This is a genomic window from Leuconostoc sp. XM4 (assembly GCF_055698815.1).
The window spans coordinates 1,023,894-1,044,487 of sequence record NZ_CP134507.1 but is presented as its reverse complement, the minus strand read 5'-3'; the positions used below and the strand labels follow the sequence as shown (position 1 = coordinate 1,044,487).

The window sequence follows — 20,594 nt, the reverse complement described above, 5'->3', positions numbered from 1 at the left end:
GTCCAAAATAGCGAGACGCTTTTCTAATTGCTTGACATCCTTTAACGTCTTTGACTAACCCTGAATCATGATTGGGGTAGCTTGCTTGACCCAAATAGCAATAGAATCTTTTGAAGGTCCAAATTCCTCTGCTAATGACTTAAGTGAACGGCCTTCTTGGTGAAGTTTAACCAGTGAATCTTTAAAATCTTGTGAATAACGAATTGACATAAAAATACTCCTATACTTTCATTTTACGGACTGAATAAAAATAGTCCATTTTTTTAGTATAAGAGCAATTAGCTTCAATTTCTTAATTAAATATAAAAAACAATAGGTCTCAAAGCAGAATAACCATCTGTTTTAAGACCTATCGGATTAATTGACGACGCTGTGCTTTTCTTAATATTCCTTTGCAACCGTCAAAACTTTTAATGCATAAACGACACAAGTATGCCAGCTATAACCAGAACTAATGCCCCACCAATACGGTTTCCCATTTGAGCAAAAGCAATCAAATTCAACCTATCAGAAGCAGCCAAAACAGCCACATTGCCAGTACCGCCCATACTATTATTAGCTAAACCAGCAGTAATGACCGACTCGACTGGATATAAGCCAAACAATTTACCGAGGAAATAACTTGCCAATGAAATCACAATAATACTCGTTAAGCAAAGTACCACAAACTGCCATGATAATGCACTCAATAGAAGTTTGATATTAACTAACGACATTCCCACTCCTGCCAACAAGGCATGTGTCATGTTCTTAGTAATCACCTGTCCGGACATAATCACAGACTGTTCATAATACTCAGGCAACAAGCCCAAAGCTTTTGTTAACACAATTGACAAAATGATGAAAGCGTATGCATTGATTGATGGAAATAGTGCACTTAAGAGTGTGCCAAATACAAAGAAAGAAACGGATATGATCAAGCCAACACCTATTTGAGTGTAGTCTGGTTTGGGATCTGCTACGACTTGCGCATCAGCATTTTCAGTCTTCAGTAACACGCCGTGCCCATTTGACTTGCTGTGTAAGAACAGTTTAGAAACAAGGCCGGCACTAATAATAGCCAGCAAATTACCAAAAATAACGGCGGGGAATAATTTTGATAAAACAACTGAGGCAGAGCTACCAAAGGCGTGAGCATAAATACCTGAAAGCGGTACAATACCAGCGCCAACTCCGCCGGCCATAATAGGTAAACTAGTATACAATACTGCGTGACTAAATCCAACACCAATCAACATACCAACTAAGCCCACTCCGAAGAAAGTAACTGCCATTGACAAAAATGCTACTGGTAAAAATCGTACAGCTGCACTGAGTAACATTTTACGATTCATTTTAAAAATTGATGATCCTATAAGGGAAACAATGTACAGACCAAGAAAGTCCATGCCGTTGATAAATCCTGATGCTGTTTTTACAGTGTAACTAGGAACTATGTTGAGATAAACCAACACAGCCATCACTAATATTGTAAAGACTGAACCACCACCCAAATAAGATCTAAAAATTGGTAAATGAGCCCCAATATAATAGAATACATGTCCCATAATAACCAAAGCTAGAATGGCCCCAATCATTGTATTGGGTAACTTATGAGTACTAATAGCTACAATCAAAAGAATAGCCATTACAATATAAGCAACCAATCCAATCCCACTAATTTTAATTTTGTCCACAGCACCTAAAGCACTTTTGAGCTTTGACTTATTGCCGCTTGTTTCTTTTTCGTTTATCATGATTAACTTCTTTCGTTTGTTATTTTATTCACATATAATGTTTAAAATTTTTTAAAAAAATAGACAGTATACTTTTAATCATTTAAGTATTTTTAAGAAAAAAATTTATTTCACTGTTAAAGCGCTCTGCGTCTTCGATTTGCGGAAAGTGCCCTGTATTTTTAATTAAAGTTTTAAAAAATTTTATATTGTTTTTTTTTTCACAATATTTACTATAATCACCTGCCCATAATGGTGATTTATCACCGACAACAAATAATTGAGGAACTGTTATGTTAATAACGGTTTTCCGCCAATCCTGTTTCATATGATCTAATAGTAGTCCGTATCCCAAATCAGCATCAAATGGATGATCTGTTTTAAATCTATTACGAACATTTTTCAGTGTTGCTGGCATCTGCTGTTCAGTCAATGGTTGCTGCAAAATTAACGGTGCCAATTCAATAAAATTATCCCAATTAAGGTTTTTGATGCCTGCTTGCCAACCGACATCATTAATTAGTTTTGGTGATTCGTCGACTATAATTATTTTGCTAACATTCGTTTGTCCAAATATTGTCACATACGCCCAAATCACACTAGCACCCATTGAATGACCAATCAAAATGACATTTTCTAACTTTAAGGTTGTAATCAGTTCGTGCAAATCGGCAGCTAAACGCATGATTTTCATATTTTTGGCTGTATGCGCTGAACACCCATGGCTTCTCCAGTCCAAACAAATAATACGGTACCCATTTTCGGAAAAGTATTTAGATTGAAAATACCACGTCTCTTTGATATCAGAGTAGCCCGGTAAAAATATCATGGTTGGCCCATCTCCAACATCACTGTAAGCGAGTCTGACGTGATCGTTTGTCACAATGTAGCTCATACTCATAAAGATCCCACCAATCTTGCTAAGAATATGGTTAAAATTAAGTTATCTGCCGCACCGCCCATGCTAAGGTTTCGTTTAATAAACATTTGATCTAAATCATTGAGAAACTTTAGCCCCTCTGGTGTGTAACTACCACCAATTTGGAAAAACGTCACTGACCAGTGCTGCATGTCTTTTGAAATCGTAGCATTACCGGCCCTTTTGATTAGATTAGTATCATCAATATTACCCGCAATCTTCATCAACGTGTTTAATAGTCGTTGATTTAAGTTACCCTGTTGCTCACAGAGAAATGGCAACGCAAGATTCATCACGATTGGAAAGCCTTTTTCAGCCTCACCACGAACACCCGGAATTTTATATTTAATGAATTGACGTTCTCCTGCTGTTTGTTGATTTTGGCTATGGCGTAAGTTGTTTTTACCTAAATCGTTTTTTACGAGATCTTGAGTCATGTCACTAATTACTTTTTGAATCGTCAGTAAGTTAGTAATACCTTTCTGCGTTGCATACGCAACTGCCGTTACCATAATTCCTAACGAGAATACAGCACCTTTATGGGTATTGACACCATTCGTCGCTGCAAACATATCCTTTTCAGCCCTTATGCCAGCATTCCTTAATAATGAAAACATCCTAGGTAAATCTGTCCCTTTAAATTGATTACCAATACGATAGGCTTCATTTAAATAAGGTTGTAATGCCAATGAGCTATCTATGAATGTAAAAACCGTCATATCTTTGTGCGCGCCATTACTGCTTGGATCTACAAGACCCGGTTTCGGGGCTAACGATACTTCATAAAGCATGCCAGTAAGTGCTGCATTAACAACTTGACTTTGAGTCATTTGTGGCACAATCATTTTTGATTTTTCAAAATTATGAAGCATCTTATTAATCTGACTGTATCCCTCTGCAAGAGAATGATTACCTTCTTTTATGCAAGTTTTGGCATCTTTTCCACACAACAAACACTTTCTTGGGGCAAATCCCAGTTCTTCGCGAGATAATTGCTTATCAGCGTTTTGACACATGACATCTAAATCCAGCAAACGTCCCAGTAGGTGGCTTTCCTCAAAAGTAATCATGATTTGCTTTACTAGTTTCAAACAACCGCTCGTGACAAAAAATATTTCAGGACCAGTGATTTGATCTACAAATGATGCCTCTTTAATAATTTGAAGATCTTTGAAAACTGGGTTCAAGTCATTAATTATAATTTGGAATACTGACTGTAATTTTGGTGAGGTTTTGATAGGTCCCGGCAAGTTAAGCTTGACACTAGTGATGACAGCTGTTGGGAAACTTGCCATTAACTGTTTTTGGTATTTCTCGCGCCATTCTCTATTATCAAGAACTTGCATTAAGTTAAGGCGCTCTCCACCTTCAAAATAGTCCATTCGTTTTTCCTTCTGCTTTTATTTGCTATGTACGCGAATCAAATATGATTCGCTTTTCGCCATTAAAATACGCTATCACTTAATCTGCGACTTCTTTGATAATATCAATGACTGAACCATCACGATATTCTGCCACAGCTACTACACGATCTGTAAATTTGAGGGGTGCTGGTTGGCCAACAATTTTTTCAGCCTTTTGTTGCAACTCTTCAATACTGTAAATTGGCAATCCTGGCACTTGCTTTAGCTGTTCTACCAAATCCGTTCTTTTAGGATTAATCGCAATACCAACCTCTGTGACCACAACATCAATTGAATCTCCGGGGGTGATAACAGTATTAACTTTAGGAACAATCGTCGCAATTCTGCCTCGAACTAAGGGTACAGAAATAATAGTCAATTTTGCAGTTGCAGCGTCTTGATGTCCACCAATTGCACCTCGGATAACGCCATCAGAACCTGACATGACATTGACATTAAAGTTAGTATCAACTTCTAAGGCCGACAAAATAGCAACATCTAATTTATCAACCATTGCCCCTTTGTTAGCAGGATCGGCATACCAAGAAGCATCAATTTCTTGCTGATTAGGACTTAGCTTCATAGAGCTTGCGGCACCCTTATCAAAGTCTTGTACGTCCATTACACGATTAACTAGGCCTTCATTTAAAAGATCAACAGTAGGCTTAGTGATACCGCCCAATGCAAATGAAGCCATGATGTTTTGGGCCACCATTGCCTCTCTCAAGAATCTAGTTACAGCAAGTGCAGCACCACCTGATCCTGTTTGAAATGAGAAATCATTCTTGAAATACTTAGAATTAACAATAACGTCATTAACCGTTTTTGCTATCTTTAATTCCTTTGGATCTTTTGTAAATCTTGTCGCACCTGATCCAATTTTGTCGGGATCACCTACTTTATCTACCTTAACGACATAGTCAACCTGAGTCTGCTTAATTGAAGCGGGTGTGTTGGGGTAAGGCATAATCGTATCTGTAATCAAAACTAGTTTATCCGCATACTGCGCATCAATTAGTGCATATCCTAGTGATCCAAAAGCAGCGTCACCATTCATACCGTTAGCATTACCCATTTCGTCTGAATTAGGTACACCTAGAAATGCAACATCAATTTTGATTTCACCAGATTCAATTGCACGTGCACGTGCGCCGTGAGAACGGAAGATAACTGGATTTTTGAGAATACCATGTGATACCGCATCACCAAGTGTGCCACGCATACCAGAAGAAGTGATATTAGTGACAACACCCTTTTTAATTGCTTCAATCACAATATCATTCATAACATTTGTTAAAGAAGAAGGCGCTAACGTAAGATTTTGATAGCCCATGTCAATAATTTTTCTCATGACTTTGTTAAAGACAAAGTCACCTTCTCGAAAGTGATGATGAAATGAAATTGTCATGCCATCTTTTAAAGTATTTGACAAGACATCATCAATTGAACTTTGAACTTTACTTTCTCCAGTAGTTGCTCGCACCTTAGGACCAACTCTTTGAATCTCAGGATTGCCATAATTTGTGCTTTCAAACACACTATCATCTAATTGTTCCAAAATAGCATCAGGAACGTCGATATTTACTTTATTTTTCAATGTAATTTCCCTCCGAATCTACTAAGTGATTGGCGTTAGCTAGTTTCATCACACGTTGTGCACGCAAGACAACTGGTCTATCAACCATCTGCCCGTTCATTGATATAACACCAGAACCCTTTTGTTTGGCTTCTTCAATAGCAGCAATAACATTTTGCGCGTTGTTAATTTCTTTCTCTGTTGGCGCATAAACTTTATTTACCATCTCAATTTGACGGGGGTTAATCAATGATTTACCGTCAAATCCCAATTGATGAATTAACTGAGTTTCTCGATAAAATCCTTCTTCATCATTCAAATTGGTAAACACAGTGTCAAATGCTGCGATACCGGCGGCACGTGCGGCATGTAAGATAACATTACGTGCATACAAGAGTTCTTGGCCATCAGGATAACGATGTGTTTTCATATCAGTTGTATAGTCTTCGGCAGATAAAGCGATACCAATCATACGGTCAGAAGCATTAGCAATTTCAACCGCATTAACGACACCAAGCGCCGATTCAATGGCTGCCATCATATGTGTTGTGCCAACTGGACGACCAAACTCTTTTTCCGCGTCGGTGATTAGACTTTCCAATTCATGCATCATCGCTGCCGTTTCAACTTTAGGCAATCTAATAACGTCAATACCAGCTTTCACCATTGCTTTAATATCATTTTTATAAAACGGTGTATCTAGTCCATTGATACGCACGACTAGTTCTGAAGAACCATAGTCTACTGTTTGAAGCGCTTCATAAACCAGATAACGTGCTGAATCTTTCTCAGCCAAAGAAACTGCATCTTCCAAATCAAACATGATAGAGTCAGCTCCAAAAATTCCTGCATCCTTAACCATAGCTGGGTTATTACCAGGAACAAACATCATTGTGCGACGTAATCGTTCGTTATTCATTACAAAACCTCCCAATTTGGTTGATCAACAGCATCTAAAGCTCTTTGAATCGCCGTAAGGGTACGTGCCTTGATAACCATGTCCAATGCCCCTTTATCAACAACTTTCACCACAGCATTTTCTATGCCATACAATCCCAATGTTTCTTTAATTGTTGATTTAATATCATCGGCAAATTGTTTTGCCACATCAGAAACCAAATCAAACTCCACTCCAACTGTCCCTTTGCTTAACATGATTTGAACATCGGAAGATTCTAATGTTCCCGCAATGGCTGTTTTTTTAATTTCCATTAATCTTTTGTCCCTTTCTAATACGTTGTTGCAATTCTAGTAAGTTATTTGAAATAAAATGCTGTGTCGTTTCAGGCACCATTTTTTGCCATACTGCTTCATCTCCTTTATCAATTGCTTCACGGACGGTGCGTGCCGATATAACACCCAGATCACCCGCCGCTAGTTTTCTCTGAATAACATGAACTTCAATTTGCGGATTTAATTCAGAAATTAACTTTTGATTGTACAAGTTAGTGGTGTGTGATAACGGTTCACTGCCAACATACCGACTAGTTATGCCTAAAGCTGAAGCAATTTTGTATTTAAACAATCTGACATCTATTGTTGTTTGATAATCAATGGCAGAGTCGTTATGTTTTAGAAAATACGCAGGAAAAGTCAGATAACTAATGATATAAGCACCACCATTAACCACAATGACATTGGATAAGTCTTGAACACCTGCCTTGACGAGCGCAATACGCTCATCGGTATGAAATAACGAAGCTTCTTGATTTAATACAAACACATAGACCAGTTCATTATTTCGGGATGCCTCTTCAATTAGGAAACGATGACCGTTTGTAAATGGATTAGCATTTATAACAACACTGGCTACCTTATCAATAGGTGTTTTGGGACGGGGAATTGTTGACAAGTATTCCTTAATATCTGGTAATCCTTTTTCCAGCAAAATTCCTTGTTTACACTCAGCCAACGTTTTGAAGCCAATGTATTCAAAACTTTTTTGGTAAATTGGTTTGGTGAAAACAAATTGATGAAAACGTCCCTCAACGGCCATAAAGTTTTCTAGTTTTGTCATGAGTTGATTAAAGAGTGTACTGTGACCCGACATTGTTGTTTCTTGCACTGCAACGTACTTAATCACATCTCCAGCAATTGAACCAGTCCCAATAATTTCCTCGTTTTCATACACCGCGATTGTGATATCTAAAGGATTTAACTCACTATCATCAAAATTTTTGATGCCACAAGCCATTAAAAAATTTTGCCAATCACGTCGCACTGACTTATCCTTTAAATCTATTGTTGTAATTTCATTTGACATCATATCGTTTTAAGCGTGCTGTTTAGCATAATCAACTACTGCTGTTTCTACCGAGTTCACAACGTCATCATCAAAGACAGCTGGTACAATGTGGGTGGCATCTGGCTCACTAATCATATTTGCCAAAGCATGTGCAACATTAAGTTGAAGTGCCATGTCCACGTGTTTAATGCCACTCTCTAGCAAGCCTTTAAACAAACCAGGAAATACAAGTACATTATTGACTTGGTTTGGCCATTGTGACGAACCAGTAGCAATAACTGCTGCACCAGCTTTTTTAGCATCATCCGGTGAAATTTCTGGTACAGGATTTGCTAATGCAAAAATGATAGGATTCTCGTTCATCCGAGCTACTTGTTTTCCGCTCAAAACATTGGCATCTGACAAACCAATAAATACATCTTGATTTGCAATAACATCGTCTAATGTTTTGCCATCTACTTGAGTAACCTCACGTACAAGCTCTTGCTGGTAACTGTTTGAATTTGCGTCTCCCAAATTAATAACGCCGTTAATATCTACCAATGTAATATTAGAAATACCAGCCGCAATCAAAATTTTTGTTGTTGCCACACCTGCAGCACCAATACCGTTAACAACAATTTTCAAATCATGAACATTTTTACCAACAACTTTTGCTGCATTCATAATACCCGCTAATACAACAATTGCTGTTCCTGTCTGATCATCGTGATAAACCGGTATGTCAAGTTCATTGCTCAAACGTCGTTCAATTTCGAACACCTTAGGTGCCGAAATGTCTTCCAAATGAATACCAGCAAAAGATGGTGCAATAGCTTTAACTGTATCAACAAATTGATCAACACTCATTTGATTCAACGCCATGGGTAAAGCATCAACATTTGCAAAATTTTTGTAGATTAATGCTTTACCTTCAACAATTGGCAAGCCAGCTGCTGGCCCAATATTGCCTAAACCAAGAACAGCAGATCCATCTGTAATAACTGGAATTAGTTTTCCACTCATTGTGTAATCGCGTTTTTTTGACGTATCTTTAGCAATGAGTTTCGCTAGTCCAGCAACGCCTGGTGTGTATGCTTCACTTAAATCAGTTGGTGTGGTGATATCAAAACAAGATTCAATATCGAGTACACCTGTATGTGCTTGATGAATTGAAAGCACTTCATCCATATTTACCATAAATAACTCCTTTTTCTTTTTCAGTTATTACAAAACACGTAACTGATAACAAACTCATTCTATGGTTGTCATTCTAAAAAGTCAACTGTTTTTTTAAAATATTTGAAATAAATTTTGTTTAGATTTTTTATTTTTAAATATTTAAAAAAGTTTTAGTTTTTTTAAATTAATATTTTTAAAATCATTTATTTTTTTTGAAATAATTTGATATTTTCATAAATTATTTGTACAATTTGTAAAGATAACAAATGGAGGCATTCGTCATGCTCGATAGAACAATACTTTCCCAAATTGCTGAGGATTATTATTTAAACAAATTGCCGTTCGGTGATATTTCAAAAAAATACAATATTAGTCGTTATTTAGTTAATAAATACCTCAATGAAGCGGTTAAAGTTGGAATTGTTAAGATCGAAATCACTGAAAATTCTAATCGTAATCCGCAGATTGAGCATATTTTGCGCGACAAGTTCAAAGACATCAATTTTTATGTGGTTCAAGATGACATTAACAATATAACAACATCCGAGCACCTTGCTAATTTTGCCGCTACCTACGTTGATGAGGTTCTACAAGGTAATAATAAAATTGTTGGTTTAACATGGGGCGAAACCATCTACACCATGATTGATAGTTTAAAAAACAGACCGCTTGAGCGTGTTAAATTCACACAGTTTTTGGGAGAAAACATGAAGTATAATTCAACCGCCGGCTCAATGAGAATGGTGGAAAGAGCCGCAAAAAAAGTTTCTGGTGAATTTTTAACCTTACCAGCACCGTTGTACATTTTAAACGACAGTGTTCGAAATGGTTTGTACTCAGAGCCTTCTTTACAAAATACCATTGCGGTCGCCGATAATATGGATGCGTTGATTACCGGTGTTGGCACAATATTATCGCTTGATTCTATTCCAATTTGGAAGCAAAATTTGAATGCAATTTTTTCTACTGTTAATACTCAAGAAATTGCTGGCTTGATTTATGGTCGCCCTTACGATATTAATGGTCGTTTTTTAAATCTTGAAGCCGATAAAGTGTTGGGTCTTCGCATTGACCAAATATTGAAGGTCCCAAAAAGAATTTGCTTGGTGAGGGGAAAATCAAAATACAAGCCAGTTATTGGTGCAATCAAAGGCAAATTAATTACCGACGTCATCATGACAGAAGGTATGGCGTATAAAATTTTAAATGAAATATCCTAAATCCAAGTTGCAAACTAAATTGCTACGAATCATGATCCAATCTTCGCGCCAGTGTTACATTTCGATGGCAATGCGTTTTTATTTGTTATAGCTAAGTAGATTGAACAATGTCTTGGATTAACTGGCGCTTTTTTTTGGACTTGCGTTAATGTTTCGTATGCCTTCAAATACACCTCTTCACGTTTCAATATTGAATGAAATGCTTCCATACGGCCATTATCGTATGGATGTCCTTTGAGTGAATATGAATGTTTCAAGCCATAATTTTGACATTTAATATTAAATTCAGCACTCGTGTATGTGACCCCATATCTGAATGAATAATTAATGGCTTTCGATGCTTATCTAAAGCCATCTGTAAGGCACTTGTGGCTAGCTCGGCTGTCATTGTATCGCCAATTTTATAGCCCAATACTTTTCTCTTCTCAGGATCCAAAACGGTCGCTAAATAGACCCATCTGTGATTAGTCAACTGAATATAAGTGATATCTGTTTGCCAAACACCGCTCAAATCATGCAAGTGTCTAATCAAATTGGGCTTTTGATCAACAGTCACCACAGTTTTTGGCTTGCGATAACGTTTTTGCATGCGGGATTTAATCCCTAATTCACGCATCAATTTGAGTGTCATATACTCAGATACTTTCGGCCCGTCGGTTTGTTGACTATAAGCAGCAATACGACGATAACCATAAAATTTAAAGGTTTTCCAAACGTCTAAAATATAAGGTTTCAGGGATTCTCTACGCTTTTCTTGTCGACTGGGCTGCCAATGGCGCCAGTTGTAATAGGTACTAGGTTTGATTTTAAGTGCACTTAAAATACGCACAAGCGCGTAGCCTTGTGCTAAAAATTGGTTAACGAGCGGCAATCCCACAATCCAAACTGACTTTTTATGATGTTTTACTAGAGAAATGATAATCAAAACGACTATTACCGCTGAGATTGTGTGAATACTGGGAAATGAAAATCCCGTATCAAAAATCATTTGACCAACTGGCCTAACTCTCCCAACAACATGCTTAATAACGTAAGCAGCAGCGTCACTCACAAACAATGTTAATATAACCCAACCTGCATCTAATTTATGGCCTTTTAACCACATTACACACGCTATCAATAGAACCAACATGATAACCACAACTGGATTTGCTAGTTGGGTAATCAAAATCATCACTTGTTTTAAGTGATATATGTTTAGTTGCTCGACATACGTTTGAAAAAATGCATCGACACGGTTGATTGGATTAAAACTGATATAAGTCATGATCAGCGTAAATCCAATCAGCATACAACCTCCAAAAACTCTATTTGATAAAACCGGTTTTAAATTCATGAAACTTCCCTGCCCTTTAACATAATTTAGAAAAAAGTATTAAGATTATTCAAAGCACGAAATGCAACAATTACGTTGGTCATGTAGAACACATAAAAAATTAGCAAATATAACTTTGACTTTCTTTAGTTATAATTGTATGACAAGTTTAATGGCCAGTGAATTCAATAACGATGACAATAAAATGGTAATTTGTCAGAAAAAAATAGCAACCAAGAAGTGAAGTGTCTTTCAACACATCATCTTGATCGCCGATTAAAATCTGATTAAACTATTTTTTCAAATTATTTCGCTGTAAAACTAACCGTGATAATCGTTCCTTTAGGAATATTATCTGATACAGACAATGAGGCATTATTTTTGTTGGCAAATTGTAAAGCCAAAGACAATCCAAGCCCGTTTCCCTGAACATTACTACGTGTTTTGTTCCCACGATAAAATCGATCAAATACGTGTGGCTTGTCCTCTTCAGAAATACCTTGTCCTTGGTCAATTATGGCTATATTGCCATCCTCAATAACAATTAATATCTCAGAAGCATTACCTGAATATTTTTTTGCGTTGTCTAAAATGATTCTTAGTACTTGTTGTAATTCATCGTAACTACCAAATATATTAAAGTCTTTTTTTACTCGAATTTGTACTTTTGCTTTAGAGTCTTCTTGGAAATCACAAGTAACCTTATTAACAATGTTTTGGGCTGAAAATGTTGTCTTCTTTTCGGTAATTCCATTTTCGTTGCGCGCAATTTCTAATAAATAATTAACTAATCGTTGCATGCGTTTAGACTCTTTATTAAGTGCATTAAGTGCTGGTTGCACTATCTCAGGATGCAGTTTTCCTCGACGTGTTATTAGATCAAGATTTCCTTGAAACCCAGCTAGTGGTGTTTTTAATTCATGAGAAGCATTGACGAAAAATTCCTTCTCACGATTATTTTGCTTTTGCAAATTTGTCAACCAAGTTTTCAAAGTTTCACTTAAAATATATACTTCGGCCGGTTCGTTTACATTTGGCACTTGTGAATCAATATCATTCTGAATATTTAAGTTTTCCACTGCTAGAGATAAATTATGAAGTGGCATACTCAATTTTCTAGCTAACTTAATAATAAACCAGAGAGAACCAGCAAATATTATTGCCAGTATTAACAACAAGCTAACTAATAATGTTTTGGTGGTGTTAAACACTTCATTCAAGCCCAAATAAACTGCATATTGTATATGACGATATTTTTTTGTCCTGTAGAAGTAGAAGCTTCCGTCTTCAACTTTGGAAATCCCAAAAACGACAGTTTCATGCTTTGCTTTAGATAAAAATGCTTTTGTGCCAGCCGAATAAAATGAATTCCCATCTCTTTTAACAACTACAAACGTGTTATTGGTATCGATTGTGCTATTTTTCTTCCAGTGAGACCAATCAAATCCAGAGTCAATATCAGATTTATTTAAACTTGCTATAATTCTATCTGCATCACTAACTCGAGACTTAACCAATTTGTAGCTAACAGTGGTTACAACAACAAAAGTAATCAGAATAAAAATGAACACAAATAATCGAATATATGCAACAGTCATCATACGGATAGCTGTGCTGCGTTTTGTATCTTTATCCATCAAATCTAACCCTTAGAACATATCCAAGTGAACGTTCGGTTTGTATATAGCTTCAATCAGGCAAATAAAGCTTTTGTCTTAGATGCCTAATGTTAACATCCACTGTATTGTATTGCCCAGAAAAATCAACGCCCCAAACATTGTCTAAAATTTCATCTCTGGAAACAACAACATCTTTATTTCTCAATAAATAATTTAACAAATCAAATTCTCTGTGTGTTAATAAGATGGGTTGGTTCAACAGAGTCACACGGTGTGTTTTTGTATTCATAATTAAATCATAATAGTTATATTCATCTTTTTGGTTTGTACCTGCAACACGTAATAACACTCGAATTCTTGCCAAAAGCTCCTCAATTTCGAATGGTTTGGTAATGTAATCATTAGCCCCACTATCAAGACCCATTACCTTATCATCCACCTCACTACGCGCTGTCATGATAATAACCGGTACGTTAGACCCTTGCCGACGTAATCGCCTGAGTATGTCGATACCACTTCGCTCTGGCAACATCCAATCCAAAATTACTAAATCATAGGTCTGTGCCTCAAGAAGATCAAGTGCATTTTTTCCGTTAAAACACTGTATCACTACATAGTTTTCAAAAGATAGTTCACTCTTTAAATAAAATTGTAAACTTTCTTCATCTTCTACTAGCAATATTGTTTTGCTCATTTTTATGTACCTCTAAAAAAATCCAATATTCTTGTGTCATTAAACACATTATAGCAGTTAAAATAATAAAACATTAGTTTCTCATTATTTTTGCTTATTATAGATAGCTGAAAAACACATGGGCACTAGAGATAGAAAAACAATCGCTATAGTTATCAACTCAAAATGTGATTTTACAAATGGAATTGACCCAAACATATATCCTGAAAGTGTCATCAATATGATCCAACTAACTCCTCCTATCAAATTGTAACGGGCAAATTTTCCATAATGCATCCCACTCATGCCAGCTACAAAGGGAGTGAGTGTTCTGATTCGCGTACAACTTGACCCAGTTACGGATTGAGTCGACCGAAGGTCCGTATTCAGCGGATAGATCAGTATATGAACGGCCTTGATTGTGCATCTCAACAAGAGACTGCTTAAATTCTTTTTTGTATCGAATCATATTAAAAAATGCTCCTATGCTATTAGTTTACAGGGCAGAAGAAAATCTGTCCGTAAATCTAGCATAAGAGCACACTTATTATTTTGATAAGTCTAGCTATTCTTTTGCATCAAAAGTGTCTTAGCGATGCTGGTGCTAATTATTCTCATTCTGTCACTTGCATTAGCAGTGTCGATATACAGGCAGCGTTATCACAATTTATAGAAAAATAAAAAACCTTGATAATCAAGGTTTTTACCAAACTATAACATTCGGTATCCAATGGTTAAGCGCGTTGTAAATGCCACTGGTATCATTTACGTTTATCATTATAGCATGAATTCTTAGTCTTCATGAAAGCGCTTTTTTAATTTTGTTTCGCTTTGAACAATTAGTTCGTCGACATCTAACTGATATTTCTCACTCAAAATCAAAACCTGGTCTAAAACATCGGCTAATTCTTCTTTGAGAGGCTCATCAAGCTCCGTAGGTGTTTGTGATGTTTCACCGGGATGATCACGCCCCAGTTCAATGGCTCGCACTGTTTGTGCCAGCTCACCAACTTCTTCCATCAAAAAATTGAGTCGGATAAAGGGTGAATACTGATACCGTTCACGTTGTTTATAAAAATTTGTTAGCCATTGTCTATGTTCATCAATTATCATTTGTAACTGCGTTTGTTTAAATATTAGTGTTAACTGTTAAGCCCGTTTCTTTGCGTATTTTAGCGATGATTTCAGGTATCTGTTCTCTGTACTCACTATCTAAGCGAGCTATTTGTTGTGAGTGTGTTGCTTTGCCAATTTTATAGTATTCAAAGAAAATGTTAACCTTCTTTGAGTATATTTGATCAACCACCCTCACCTCATAGATTGTGTTAGGTTGTTTAGCAAACATCTTTTTAATATCTACAATGATAGCATCAATTTGATTCATTCTTCTTTCACCACCGCTCTAATATTTTCAAAGGCAATATAGGTCTCTTGCACATATACACCCAAGTCAGAAAAACCATTGACCAAACCTGTTAGGTTAGGTACTAAGTGACCGTCCGTGTCCTCAATATTTTGTTGTACAGTCACAAATTCATAATTCGCTGAGGCATCAAGCCGTTAAGGACATCATTGGTAATTTAACAGGTACTGCATTTTTGGCTTGTGCTTCACGCTTTAAGGCTGAGGTATGGTCCGACAGGAAATAGCCATTCCACTTCACCTTGCCACGCTCGCGATAGTCGTTTTGAAAGTAATTGTTAATCATCTTACTAAATTCTGCATCACTCATAGCTGTTACCTCCGTTATGACCACCAACAAGACTGGCACGGTTAATCGCCGTACCACCTTTTTCTTTCGACATGGCCCGCATCAGGGCTGTTGTGCCAAACCGTTTGCGAATTTCATCGACAACTTGATCAATTTTATTAGATTTAATTGACTTTTCTGGTTGCTCGAATAGGTCAAGCTGTACCCCAGTGTCCTCAATTAAGCCGCCATAATCAATCCCAATATTACGAATCACTTCACCCTGCCAATGCTTTTCAAACAAATCGACCATAATAGCCATTAGTTTTCGTGTGTCATTAGTGGGATCAATCCTTTGTTGTTTTCTAAAACCGTGAGACCCTTGACGTTCGCTTTCGGCAAAGGAATAACCGATGAAAAGACTAACCAAACAAGTTTGTTTCTTGTGCGCTCTAATCCTGGTAGCCACTTGATCCGCCATTTCACGGACAACAATTTCAATCTCTTCTTTTCGTTTATAATCCCGCGGCAATACCTGGGAATTACTGTATGATTTGCTTTTAGGAACGACCACCTCTGTCATATCTGTACGATCAATGCCCCAAGATAAGGCAAACAATTGCTCACCAACTAATCCCATCTTTGCTCTAAATAGATAAAGGTCCTGATGTGCTAAGTCGTACATTGTGTGGATGCCCATCACTGCAAGTTTATGTGCTGTGCGGGAACCAATACTCCAGACATCATCCAGTTTCGTAATTGGCCACAATTTTGTCGGCACATCCTCATAGTGCCAAATACCCGTCAGGTTTTTATTGTGTTTTGCTTCAATGTCTAAGGCTATTTTTGCGAGCACAGGCGTGTCACCAATGCCAACTGTTAAATAGACACCCGTTTCCGCTCTAACTTGCTTTTGAATTTTAAAAGCTACTTCCTCAGGAGTTTTACCAAACAACCGCCAAGAGTGGGTTACGTCTAAAATAGACTCATCAATCGAGTACGGCAGCAAGTTAATATCATCGGTATATTGACGATAAATATTATTGATTTTTAGGTTTTCAGCAATATAATTATTCATCCTAGGGTGTGCGATAAACAAGCCATGCACATCAGGTAAATCACGCTGGCGCATCACATTACTAATGCCTAAGTCCTTCTTAGCTGTTGGTGAGGCCGCAAGGATTAAACCACCATTAGTGTTTGCTTGTTCAGACATCACGACTAAATCACTTTTTAATGGATTAAAGCCCCGCTCAACATTTTCAACACTGGCGTAGAAACTTTTTGAATCAATTAGGAAGAACACGCCACGGTTTTCTTTGCTATAATCATATTCAGTTGTGATTGCGTTTTCCATCAGCAACCTCCAAAAACAAATGTGTATAATCCATTGTACGAACAAATGTTCGATTAAGCAAGCGAACAAAACATTAAATTTGTGACAAAATCAAAAGCTATGCTATAATGAAGACATAGAAAAGAGCCGTAGCGCTAACTACGACTCCTAGCAATCCCGTTTCGACGGTGACTAAATCTTAGTTACTTGAAAAATAACCGTTATCAGCCAAAGATAAGACGGTTATTTTTTTTTGCTAATTTTTTCGATTAACAAAACTACAAAAGTCAGAAGCTTATGATGAATCCACCAAAGGCAAACATGACCAGTAGCGCGTCCGATATGGACACAAGGCCTCTCCTTTCCTAGAATGTGTGTTTATAGTGTTTACACCATAAGCGCCACCTCCATTCAGGATAGCCACCGTCTTAACTTGATTGCTTTAACTAATATAACACACCCTAAAATAGCAATTGGTCTAAAACTCAAACACTTGTGAAATTTTAAAAAACAGGTATTAAAATAAGGCTTCCAAAGACTTTGTGAAAGTTTTTTTGGCAACCTTATTTTTAACCGCTTTGAAACCTTTTTCTGTTCTTTGAGCAAATCTAACATAAAATAACGAAGTCCAATAGTGTCGTCTAACTCTTTAAAGAAGCTACCAATTTTTTTGTTCTTAGATATCTAAATGTTGATTTAATCCTTCGAACACAACATTAAATATATAAAAAAATCGTAATTTTCATTACGATTCAGAGTATAGCCTCTTGCTGAAGAGGCTATTTTATATATGATTTTTAATTATGGTATTTCAGTGCAAAAAATGAATTAATACTCCTCCCAAAATTAGAACGATTGCGCCCCCCATTCGATTTCCCATTTGAGCGAAAGCAATCATATCCATTCGATTTGAAGCGGATAATACCGCCACATTACCTGTGCCGCCCATACTATTGTCCGCCATTCCTGCAGCAATCGCAGACTCAACAGGATAAAGCCCAAATAGCTTTCCAATCACGGCACTCGCAACACCCATTACAACGACACTCGTAAGCGTGAGAAGAACAAATTTCCAAGTCAATGATTGTTCCAATACATTCAAGTCAATTAACGCCAAACCTATGCCAGCCAATACTGCGTGTGTCAAGTTACCCATTATAATTTTGTTAAACATGACTACTGACTCTTCAAGCTGATCCGGAATCAAATTAAATGCCTTAGCGATAATAACTAAGATAATAATAAAAGCATAGGCGTGAATTTTTGGAACAAAACTATTTAAAATTGTGCCAACCAAGAAGAACGAAAATGCTAGCATCATGCCAACTCCGATACGAGTAACGTCTAGATTCTTTATTGGTTTACTTTTCTCGTCCTCATTGATTGGTAATAAAACACCATGGCCATCGTATTTTGTGTTTGCTCCAACTTTTGCAATTAATGCTGCACCAATAACGGCAAGAACATTCCCTAAGGTAACGGCAGGTATTAGTTGAGAAAACATTGAGGCGGAACTGACACCTAAACCTTGAGCATAAATGTGCGAAAGTGGCACCGCTCCAGCACCTATACCACCTGCCATCATTGGCATAGAAACAAACATTACGGAATGCCCGAATCCAAGTCCCAGTAACATACCAACGAGACCAACAGCAAAGAATCCTATAACCATGGCTGCTAATGATACTGGGATAAATCTGACAGCCGCTTTAAGCAATAAGTTACGATTCATTCCTAGAATCGCACCAACGATTAAGGCGGCGATATAAAAGTCTAGTAATCCTTGGTTATTTAAAAATGTCTTAGTAGCATTCACAACGTTTGAAGGTATGATGCCACTTGTTGCTAGAGCAGCTGAAGCGAAAATGGTGAAAACGGATCCACCACCAAGATATGATTTGAAAACTGGTAAAATATTGCCAATGTAGTAGAATAGATGACCAAGTAGAACCAATAACAAGGTTAAACCAAGCATATTAAGTGGCAGCTTGTTGAGTGAAATTGTGACACCAAGTATGACCAGCATCAAAATATACAACGGCAAGCTGACACCACTGATTTTTATTTTTGTCATATTATTTAAGTCCTAATTAGTACTCCGCAGACCATTTAGCATCTTGTACGGCTTGCTTTGGATCGGCAATTTTTTCACGATTAAGTCCCTGCTTTAGAACACTTTGTGCTGTAATTTCAGCAATCTTTTGTGAAAACTCAGTAAGATTTGAAACTGGTGGCAGTACTGCTGCTCCTGGTTCATCAGCATCCACTAGACCACCCAATGCATGAATAGCAGCTGAGATTGTTTCTTGTGTTAACAGCTTAGCAGTTGAGGCAACAAGACCAAAGCCTAAACCAGGATAAATCAACGCGTTATTGCCCTGTCCTATTTTATATGTCACTCCTTTGTAGGTAACATTCGCTGCAGGAATACCAGTTGCTATCAAAGCTTTTCCATCAGTCCATTTAATTAAGTTTTCTGCAGTTGCTTCAGCTAGTTTTGTTGGATTTGACAAAGGAAAAATAATTGGGCGTTCTGTATTTTGTGCCATCGATTTTACAATTGCTTCCGTAAATGTGCCTGGCTGTGTTGACGTACCAATCAAAACTGTGGGACGTATCTCATTGACCACTGCTTCCAAATTGTCTAGTTGTTCAGAGTTAACAAATTCTTTTCTTGAACGTGTGAACGGCTTTTGCGCTTCAGTTAAATCTTCAGTGTCATCAAATAATAATCCTTGCTTATCCACAAGATAGAAATGACTACGAGCCTCGGCATCGGATAGCCCAGCTTGTTTTAATTCTGAAAAAATCTGATTAACAATTCCCATGCCAGCCGTCCCAGCACCGAATGTTAGGAATATTTGATCAACTAGTTTTTCTTTCGATATGTTTAGAGCACCGAATATTCCTGCCAAAACAATCATTCCGGTGCCTTGAATATCATCGTTAAATGTGGCAATGCTGTCTTTATATTTATCCAAAATTACTTGTGCATTTGAACGTCCAAAATCTTCCCAATGCAATAATGATTCTGGGAACAATTTTTGTTCAGCAGTCACAAACATATCTATGAATTCAAGATATTTTTCACCAGCAATACGCTCATGTTTGTTTCCTAAATACAAAGGATTTTCCAATAACGTTTCATTGTTCGTACCTGCATCAATACTTACTGGTAATACTGTTGCTGGATCTATTCCAGCAGCTGCTGTGTAAACCATCAATTTACCAACCGCAATATCAACACCATTGACACCCCAATCTCCCATGCCTAATATACCTTCAGCATCAGTCACAACAACTAGCTTTATATCTCTACCGTCAGCGACATTTTTCAATGTACTTTCAATATTTTCTGGATGATCGATTGACAAAAATGCTGCATTTTGAGGATTAGTGTAAATTTCATTATATTGTTCAATAGACTCTGCGACAATAGGATCATAAACAATTGGCATGAATTCGGAAACATGTTGATCCATCAAGTGATAGAACAATGTCACGTTTTCATTAAACAAATTCATAAGAAATATTCTTTTCTCAAGTAAAGGACTTTTCGCCTGAAATTGTTTGTAAGCTTGTTCTGTTTGTTCTTCAATCGTTTGTACTTGACTTGGTAATGTGCCAGTTAAGCCCAATTGCTCACGCTCAGCTGCAGAAAATGCCGTTCCCTTATTTAAAAATGGATTACGCAAAATGCTATACCCTGTTGTAGTCATGTT

At 37.1% G+C, this 20,594-nt stretch carries 19 protein-coding genes and 1 pseudogene; 1 reads left to right on the top strand and 19 read right to left on the bottom strand.

Annotated elements, in window-relative coordinates; translation table 11 throughout:
• Positions 1-54: 54 nt before the first annotated feature.
• The 9 genes from RHP64_RS05245 to RHP64_RS05205 all read right to left on the bottom strand — a co-directional run bounded on the left by RHP64_RS05245 (position 55) and on the right by RHP64_RS05205 (position 9,037).
• Complete coding sequence (locus tag RHP64_RS05245) at positions 55-210, bottom strand: transposase (RefSeq protein ID WP_462784961.1); 156 nt, start codon at positions 208-210, stop codon at positions 55-57.
• A gap of 200 nt (positions 211-410) precedes the next feature.
• Complete coding sequence (locus RHP64_RS05240; protein ID WP_105296031.1) at positions 411-1,736, bottom strand: 2-hydroxycarboxylate transporter family protein; 1,326 nt, start codon at positions 1,734-1,736, stop codon at positions 411-413.
• Positions 1,737-1,818: 82 nt separating this feature from the next.
• Complete coding sequence (locus RHP64_RS05235; RefSeq protein ID WP_105296030.1) at positions 1,819-2,616, bottom strand: alpha/beta fold hydrolase; 798 nt, start codon at positions 2,614-2,616, stop codon at positions 1,819-1,821.
• Positions 2,613-4,016, bottom strand: a complete 1,404-nt coding sequence (gene citG, locus RHP64_RS05230) for a triphosphoribosyl-dephospho-CoA synthase CitG (RefSeq protein ID WP_050892379.1) — start codon at positions 4,014-4,016, stop codon at positions 2,613-2,615. The genes RHP64_RS05235 and citG overlap by 4 nt, the downstream gene beginning before the upstream one ends.
• 79 nt (positions 4,017-4,095) lie before the next feature.
• Entirely contained in the window at positions 4,096-5,634 is a 1,539-nt protein-coding gene (gene citF / locus RHP64_RS05225) for a citrate lyase subunit alpha (protein ID WP_105296029.1), read from the bottom strand.
• Positions 5,624-6,532 carry a citrate (pro-3S)-lyase subunit beta gene (citE, locus tag RHP64_RS05220; RefSeq protein ID WP_050892381.1) on the bottom strand — a complete coding sequence of 303 codons (909 nt, stop codon included), beginning with the start codon at positions 6,530-6,532 and terminating at the stop codon, positions 5,624-5,626. The genes citF and citE overlap by 11 nt, the downstream gene beginning before the upstream one ends.
• A complete protein-coding gene (gene citD / locus RHP64_RS05215; protein ID WP_050892382.1) occupies positions 6,532-6,825 on the bottom strand; it encodes a citrate lyase acyl carrier protein in 294 nt (97 codons plus the stop codon). The genes citE and citD overlap by 1 nt, the downstream gene beginning before the upstream one ends.
• A complete protein-coding gene (gene citC, locus RHP64_RS05210) occupies positions 6,815-7,876 on the bottom strand; it encodes a [citrate (pro-3S)-lyase] ligase (RefSeq protein WP_105296211.1) in 1,062 nt (353 codons plus the stop codon). The genes citD and citC overlap by 11 nt, the downstream gene beginning before the upstream one ends.
• A 9-nt stretch (positions 7,877-7,885) precedes the next feature.
• The gene (locus RHP64_RS05205) at positions 7,886-9,037 is read right to left on the bottom strand and encodes an NAD(P)-dependent malic enzyme (protein ID WP_050892383.1); all 1,152 of its coding nucleotides are present in this window, start codon (positions 9,035-9,037) and stop codon (positions 7,886-7,888) included.
• 263 nt (positions 9,038-9,300) lie between these two features.
• Here RHP64_RS05205 and RHP64_RS05200 point away from each other — a divergent pair, with 263 nt between their 5' ends.
• Positions 9,301-10,239: a sugar-binding transcriptional regulator gene (locus tag RHP64_RS05200; RefSeq protein WP_105296028.1), complete on the top strand. Its 939-nt coding sequence runs from the start codon at positions 9,301-9,303 to the stop codon at positions 10,237-10,239.
• Between the two features lie 253 nt (positions 10,240-10,492).
• On the opposite strand, the gene RHP64_RS05195 is transcribed toward RHP64_RS05200, so the two are convergent.
• From RHP64_RS05195 to RHP64_RS05150, 10 genes and pseudogenes are all read right to left on the bottom strand, one after another.
• Positions 10,493-11,530 (bottom strand): DDE-type integrase/transposase/recombinase, encoded by a 1,038-nt coding sequence (locus RHP64_RS05195; RefSeq protein ID WP_462784960.1) that lies wholly within the window; start codon positions 11,528-11,530, stop codon positions 10,493-10,495.
• Positions 11,531-11,859: 329 nt separating this feature from the next.
• The gene (locus RHP64_RS05190) at positions 11,860-13,191 is read right to left on the bottom strand and encodes a sensor histidine kinase (RefSeq protein ID WP_050892443.1); all 1,332 of its coding nucleotides are present in this window, start codon (positions 13,189-13,191) and stop codon (positions 11,860-11,862) included.
• A gap of 52 nt (positions 13,192-13,243) precedes the next feature.
• Positions 13,244-13,867 (bottom strand): response regulator transcription factor, encoded by a 624-nt coding sequence (locus tag RHP64_RS05185; RefSeq protein WP_105296027.1) that lies wholly within the window; start codon positions 13,865-13,867, stop codon positions 13,244-13,246.
• 229 nt (positions 13,868-14,096) lie between these two features.
• Positions 14,097-14,273, bottom strand: a complete 177-nt coding sequence (locus tag RHP64_RS05180; RefSeq protein WP_420537897.1) for a helix-turn-helix domain-containing protein — start codon at positions 14,271-14,273, stop codon at positions 14,097-14,099.
• Positions 14,274-14,638: 365 nt separating this feature from the next.
• On the bottom strand, positions 14,639-14,959 hold the full coding sequence (locus RHP64_RS05175; RefSeq protein WP_050892445.1) for a MazG nucleotide pyrophosphohydrolase domain-containing protein: 321 nt from the start codon (positions 14,957-14,959) through the stop codon (positions 14,639-14,641).
• A 16-nt stretch (positions 14,960-14,975) separates the two neighbouring features.
• Entirely contained in the window at positions 14,976-15,230 is a 255-nt protein-coding gene (locus RHP64_RS05170) for a hypothetical protein (protein ID WP_011679840.1), read from the bottom strand.
• A pseudogene (locus tag RHP64_RS05165) lies at positions 15,227-15,578 on the bottom strand (hypothetical protein). Before RHP64_RS05165 ends, RHP64_RS05170 begins: the two are co-directional and overlap by 4 nt.
• Positions 15,571-16,893 (bottom strand): Y-family DNA polymerase, encoded by a 1,323-nt coding sequence (locus tag RHP64_RS05160; protein WP_105296026.1) that lies wholly within the window; start codon positions 16,891-16,893, stop codon positions 15,571-15,573. The pseudogene RHP64_RS05165 and the gene RHP64_RS05160 overlap by 8 nt, the downstream one beginning before the upstream one ends.
• A 790-nt stretch (positions 16,894-17,683) precedes the next feature.
• A complete protein-coding gene (locus RHP64_RS05155; RefSeq protein ID WP_059442524.1) occupies positions 17,684-18,946 on the bottom strand; it encodes a 2-hydroxycarboxylate transporter family protein in 1,263 nt (420 codons plus the stop codon).
• Between the two features lie 16 nt (positions 18,947-18,962).
• Entirely contained in the window at positions 18,963-20,591 is a 1,629-nt protein-coding gene (locus RHP64_RS05150) for a malolactic enzyme (RefSeq protein ID WP_102753266.1), read from the bottom strand.
• Positions 20,592-20,594 lie beyond the last annotated feature (3 nt).

What these genes read in the sequence shown, in the direction of transcription:
- citE (WP_050892381.1), bottom strand. Translation starts at nt 6,532, where the DNA reads ATGAATAACGAACGATTACGTCGCACAATGATGTTTGTTCCTGGTAAT.
- citC (WP_105296211.1), bottom strand. Translation starts at nt 7,876, where the DNA reads ATGTCAAATGAAATTACAACAATAGATTTAAAGGATAAGTCAGTGCGA.
- RHP64_RS05170 (WP_011679840.1), bottom strand. Translation starts at nt 15,230, where the DNA reads ATGAATCAAATTGATGCTATCATTGTAGATATTAAAAAGATGTTTGCT.
- RHP64_RS05205 (WP_050892383.1), bottom strand. Translation starts at nt 9,037, where the DNA reads ATGGTAAATATGGATGAAGTGCTTTCAATTCATCAAGCACATACAGGT.
- RHP64_RS05245 (WP_462784961.1), bottom strand. Translation starts at nt 210, where the DNA reads ATGTCAATTCGTTATTCACAAGATTTTAAAGATTCACTGGTTAAACTT.
- RHP64_RS05180 (WP_420537897.1), bottom strand. Translation starts at nt 14,273, where the DNA reads ATGCACAATCAAGGCCGTTCATATACTGATCTATCCGCTGAATACGGA.
- RHP64_RS05175 (WP_050892445.1), bottom strand. Translation starts at nt 14,959, where the DNA reads ATGATAATTGATGAACATAGACAATGGCTAACAAATTTTTATAAACAA.
- RHP64_RS05200 (WP_105296028.1), top strand. Translation starts at nt 9,301, where the DNA reads ATGCTCGATAGAACAATACTTTCCCAAATTGCTGAGGATTATTATTTA.
- RHP64_RS05185 (WP_105296027.1), bottom strand. Translation starts at nt 13,867, where the DNA reads ATGAGCAAAACAATATTGCTAGTAGAAGATGAAGAAAGTTTACAATTT.
- citG (WP_050892379.1), bottom strand. Translation starts at nt 4,016, where the DNA reads ATGGACTATTTTGAAGGTGGAGAGCGCCTTAACTTAATGCAAGTTCTT.
- RHP64_RS05155 (WP_059442524.1), bottom strand. Translation starts at nt 18,946, where the DNA reads ATGACAAAAATAAAAATCAGTGGTGTCAGCTTGCCGTTGTATATTTTG.
- RHP64_RS05160 (WP_105296026.1), bottom strand. Translation starts at nt 16,893, where the DNA reads ATGGAAAACGCAATCACAACTGAATATGATTATAGCAAAGAAAACCGT.
- RHP64_RS05190 (WP_050892443.1), bottom strand. Translation starts at nt 13,191, where the DNA reads ATGGATAAAGATACAAAACGCAGCACAGCTATCCGTATGATGACTGTT.
- RHP64_RS05235 (WP_105296030.1), bottom strand. Translation starts at nt 2,616, where the DNA reads ATGAGTATGAGCTACATTGTGACAAACGATCACGTCAGACTCGCTTAC.
- RHP64_RS05150 (WP_102753266.1), bottom strand. Translation starts at nt 20,591, where the DNA reads ATGACTACAACAGGGTATAGCATTTTGCGTAATCCATTTTTAAATAAG.
- citD (WP_050892382.1), bottom strand. Translation starts at nt 6,825, where the DNA reads ATGGAAATTAAAAAAACAGCCATTGCGGGAACATTAGAATCTTCCGAT.
- RHP64_RS05240 (WP_105296031.1), bottom strand. Translation starts at nt 1,736, where the DNA reads ATGATAAACGAAAAAGAAACAAGCGGCAATAAGTCAAAGCTCAAAAGT.
- RHP64_RS05195 (WP_462784960.1), bottom strand. Translation starts at nt 11,530, where the DNA reads ATGCTGATTGGATTTACGCTGATCATGACTTATATCAGTTTTAATCCA.